This is a genomic window from Nocardioides sp. (assembly GCF_035703625.1).
In the GTDB taxonomy this organism is placed as follows: domain Bacteria; phylum Actinomycetota; class Actinomycetes; order Propionibacteriales; family Nocardioidaceae; genus Nocardioides.
The window spans coordinates 1-4,101 of the sequence record NZ_DASSXS010000168.1; the positions used below are offsets into that span (position 1 = coordinate 1).

At 70.9% G+C, this 4,101-nt stretch carries 6 protein-coding genes; 1 reads left to right on the top strand and 5 read right to left on the bottom strand.

Features of this window, described 5'->3' with window-relative positions; translation table 11 throughout:
* The 5 genes from VFN12_RS08260 to VFN12_RS08280 all read right to left on the bottom strand — a co-directional run.
* Window positions 1-201 (bottom strand): AMP-binding protein (locus tag VFN12_RS08260; protein WP_325118162.1); only part of this gene is annotated, 201 nt, incomplete at its 3' end.
* A gap of 9 nt (window positions 202-210) precedes the next feature.
* Window positions 211-405 (bottom strand): hypothetical protein, encoded by a 195-nt coding sequence (locus VFN12_RS08265; protein ID WP_325118163.1) that lies wholly within the window; start codon window positions 403-405, stop codon window positions 211-213.
* 25 nt (window positions 406-430) lie between these two features.
* Entirely contained in the window at window positions 431-856 is a 426-nt protein-coding gene (locus VFN12_RS08270; RefSeq protein ID WP_325118164.1) for an SRPBCC family protein, read from the bottom strand.
* Window positions 853-1,740 (bottom strand): phosphoribosylaminoimidazolesuccinocarboxamide synthase, encoded by an 888-nt coding sequence (locus tag VFN12_RS08275; protein ID WP_325118165.1) that lies wholly within the window; start codon window positions 1,738-1,740, stop codon window positions 853-855. The genes VFN12_RS08270 and VFN12_RS08275 overlap by 4 nt, the downstream gene beginning before the upstream one ends.
* A 32-nt stretch (window positions 1,741-1,772) precedes the next feature.
* Window positions 1,773-2,330, bottom strand: a complete 558-nt coding sequence (locus VFN12_RS08280) for an antibiotic biosynthesis monooxygenase (protein WP_325118166.1) — start codon at window positions 2,328-2,330, stop codon at window positions 1,773-1,775.
* 124 nt (window positions 2,331-2,454) lie between these two features.
* Between VFN12_RS08280 and VFN12_RS08285 the strand changes: the two genes are divergently transcribed.
* Complete coding sequence (locus VFN12_RS08285) at window positions 2,455-4,059, top strand: M28 family metallopeptidase (protein ID WP_325118167.1); 1,605 nt, start codon at window positions 2,455-2,457, stop codon at window positions 4,057-4,059.
* Window positions 4,060-4,101 lie beyond the last annotated feature (42 nt).

Consider the following 4,101-nt stretch of genomic DNA (forward strand, 5'->3'; position numbering starts at 1 on the left):
GATCGGGAAGTACGGCAGGTTGGGGCAGCTGAGCGCCACCTTGTCGCCGGGCTCGATGCCGCGCTCCACGAGGAGGTTGGCCACCTGGTTGGCGGCGCCGTTGACCTCGGTGTACGTCAGGCGGGTGTCGCCGAGCACCACTGCATGGCGGTCGGCGTACTTGTCGGCGGATTCCTCCAGCAGGCTGGCGAGGTTCAACATCCCGCCAACCTAGTCGGCCGAACGCCGCCCACGGAAGGCCACCCAGGCGAGCGCCACGCCGATCCCGGCCACCGCCGGGCCGATGATCGCCCACTTCTCGTCGCCGGTCATCGAGCTCCCGCCGAGGTAGCCGAGTCCCTGGAGCGTCCACACGACTCCGACCAGGATCATCAGGGCGCCGATGCCCGCCGCGAGTGCCTTCATCACAGTGCCCTTCCGCTGGCCTCGATCACGATCGCTGCTCCGAACCTAGCGCGCGGGCGGCCCGCTGCAGGTCGCCGCGGACGGCGTACGGCGCCAGGCCGGTCAGCACCCAGCCGACCGGCTTGAGAAGGGACGCGGCCGTGACCTGGACGGTGGCGGTGACCACGGTCCCGGTCGGAACCTCCGCGAAGGCCAGCCGCAGCCGGGCCTCGATCCCGCGCCAGTGGCCGACCTCGGCCCAACTCGACGCGGGCTCGACCTCGGTGACCTCCATCCGCGGCCGGGCTCCGACAGCCGTGACGTCGCGCCACGTCGTCCCGACCTCTCCCGCGCCGCGCAGCCCCTCGATGCGACGGAGGCTTCCCTGCCACTCGGGCCGGCGTGCGGGGTCGGACAGGAAGCCGAACACGACGTCGGCCGGTGCCGCGAACTCGACGGCGACCGGTCTCACCAGGTCCGGCCCGTCAGCCGCTCGTAGGCCTCGACGTAGCGGGACCGGGTCAGCTCGACGACCCGCTCGGGCAGCGGAGGCGGTGCGTCGCCGGAGGCGCGGTCCCAGCCGCTCTCCGGCCCGGTCAGCCAGTCCCGGACGAGCTGCTTGTCGAAGGCCGGCTGCGTCCGCCCCGGCTGCCACTGGTCGGCGGGCCAGAACCTCGACGAGTCCGGCGTCAGCACCTCGTCGGCGAGCACGATCCGGTCGCCGGAGTGTCCGAACTCCAGCTTGGTGTCGGCCAGCAGCAGGCCGCGCCCCCGGGCGACCTCCTCGGCACGCGAGTAGACGGCGAGCGTCAGCTCGCGCAGGGTCGCGGCGACCTGGGCACCGACGGTGTCGACCACCGCATCGAAGGAGACGTTCTCGTCGTGGTCGCCCAGGTCGGCCTTGCTGGCCGGGGTGAAGATCGGTTCCGGGAGCCGCGAGCCGTCCTCGAGTCCGTCGGGCAGCGGGACCCCGCACACCCGACCGGTGGCGCGGTAGTCGGCCAGTCCGGAGCCGGCGAGGTAGCCGCGGGCCACGCACTCGACCGGGAACATCTCGAGGTCCTCGCAGATCACCGCGCGCCCCCGGACCACGTCGGGGACGTCCGTCGAGACGACATGGTTGGGTACCAGGTCGGCCAGCTGCTCGAACCACCACAGCGACATCCGGGTCAGGATCTCGCCCTTGTCGGGGATCGTCGTCTCGAGGACGAAGTCGTAGGCGGAGATGCGGTCGCTGGCCACCATCAGCAGCCGGCCGGCGTGCTCCCCCGACTCGATCCGGTAGAGGTCGCGCACCTTGCCCGAGTGGACATGGGTCGCATCGTCGATGGCGGGCGCGTCCGGGAGGTTGAGCACGGGCCGACCCTAGTGGCCGCCCGCCACGGGTGTCATCGGTGCAGCCACCAGCCGAGCGCCCTGGTCATCCGCGGCAGCACGACGTAGGTCATGATCGGCGTCATCACCACGGTGGACGCGAGGACCCGGGGCACGAGCGGAAGGGCCGGGAAGAACGTGCCGGCCAGCCAGGTCACGAGCAGGCTGAGCGGGAAGAACGCCAGCCAGATCACCACGGCCTGCTTCCACACCGGTGGCTTGTCGGCGGACGGTGCCGTCTCGAGCGTCTCGACAGAGCTCGGCGCGTCGAACCAGCCCTCGATCCCCGTCCGGCGCTCCACGCGCGAGGCGCCGATCCTGCCCTGGGCCGCCGCGAGCCACCAGGCCCGCTGGGGCGACGACTCCCAGGTGGCCAGGGCGTCGGTGCCCGAGAAGCGGTAGAGCATGTGCCACTCGTCCGAGGTCTCGCTCGGTCGCACCCATCCGACGCCGAGGAAGCCCTCGAACCCCTTGGCCAGGGACGCACCCGCCTCGACCCAGGCCATCATCTCGGCGGTGTGGTCGGGGGCGATGTGGCGGGTGATCGAGACGGTGACGGGCGCGGCGGTCATGCGTAGAGGCTCCCCGACGTTCTCGTGAGCGGGGCTATCCCCGGCGTGTGACGCGTGGCACACTCGGCCCCGCACTTCACCGGCGCGACATTCGGGAGGGCCGGTCACACCCCCAGGAGGATCCTTGAGATCAGTCATCACGCGCGGACGCCTGACCGGCGTCGTCGCGGCAGCAGCAGCGGTTTCACTGCTCGGCGTCACCACCATCGGCGCCAGCGCGGAACCGACACCCGACGAACTGCCCACCACCCAGGGCCTGCGCAAGGCCGTCACGGTCAGCGGGATGCAGGAACACCTCGCCGCGCTCCAGCGGATCGCCGACGAGAACGGAGGCAGCCGGGTCTCCGGCTTCCCGGCCTTCAACCAGTCCGTGGACTACGTCGAGGGTCGCCTCACCGCGGCCGGCTACGACGTCACGGTCCAGCCGTTCGCGTTCCCGTTCAACGCGGACGCGACCCCACCCGTCTTCAATCAGATCTCGCCATCCCAGGCGACGTACGAGGACGGCGTCGACTTCGCCTCGATGACCTACTCGGGCAACGGAGACGTCACGGCGGCGATCACGGCCGTCGACCTGGTGGTCCCGCCCGTCGGCGTGGACAACGGCAACACCAGCGGTTGCGAAGCGTCCGACTTCGCCGGCTTCCCGGCGGGCAACATCGCGCTCATGCAGCGCGGAACATGTCCGTTCCGGGACAAGGCCCTCAACGCCGAGGCGGCCGACGCGGCTGCGGTGATCATCTTCAACGAGGGTCAGCCCGGACGGACGGCCGCTCTCTCCGGCACGCTCAGCAGCCCCGGTTCCACCATCCCCGTCGTCGGGACGAGCTTCGCCATCGGTGACGACCTGCGCAACGGCGTGAACAGCGGAGCAACCGGGTCGCAGGCGCGGGTGCGCGTCGATCGGGTCAACGAGACCCGCACGACCTACAACGTACTTGCCGAGACCCCGACCGGCGACCCGAACAACGTGGTCGTCGTCGGAGCCCACCTCGACAGCGTCCCCCGGGGGCCGGGCATCAACGACAACGGCTCCGGCTCCGCGGGCATCCTCGAGATCGCCGAGGCGGTTGCGGCTCGCGACATCGAGCCACGCAACAAGCTCCGCTTTGCCTTCTGGGGCGCGGAGGAGTTCGGCCTGCTCGGCTCACGTCACTACGTGGGCCAGCTGACCGCGGCGGAGAAGGATGCGATCGCGCTCAACCTCAATTTCGACATGATCGGCTCTCCGAACTACGTCCGGTTCGTCTACGACGGCGACAACTCGGCGTTCCCGGTCGGTCCGAACGCGGCGGCGGGCCCGGCCGGCTCTGGCGAGATCGAGCGCGTCTTCCACGACTACTTCGGCGGCGTGGGGCTCGAATCCTCGGAGACCCCCTTCAGCGGACGCTCGGACTACGGTCCGTTCATCGCACAGGGAATCCCTGCAGGCGGGCTGTTCACCGGCGCGGAGGGCGTCAAGACGGCGGAGCAGGCGGCGATCTACGGCGGCACGGCGGGTGCGCAGTACGACCACTGCTACCACCTGGCGTGCGACACGATCGCCAACGTCAACCGGCAGGCGATCGACGAGATGGCGGACGCGGCCGCGCACGCCACCCTCACGTTCGCGCGACGCGACTTTGCGCGGAACCCGCTGGTCAACCCGACGGCACCCGCGAGCGGTACCCCCGGCACGACCGGCGGCGGTGGCCTGCATGACGAGCACGACCACGAGGTAGCCCGCTGATCGGCTGGTGAACCCCAGGCGGCGCCCGGCCACGTTCTGGCC

What these genes read in the sequence shown, in the direction of transcription:
- VFN12_RS08265 (WP_325118163.1), bottom strand. Translation starts at nt 405, where the DNA reads ATGAAGGCACTCGCGGCGGGCATCGGCGCCCTGATGATCCTGGTCGGA.
- VFN12_RS08280 (WP_325118166.1), bottom strand. Translation starts at nt 2,330, where the DNA reads ATGACCGCCGCGCCCGTCACCGTCTCGATCACCCGCCACATCGCCCCC.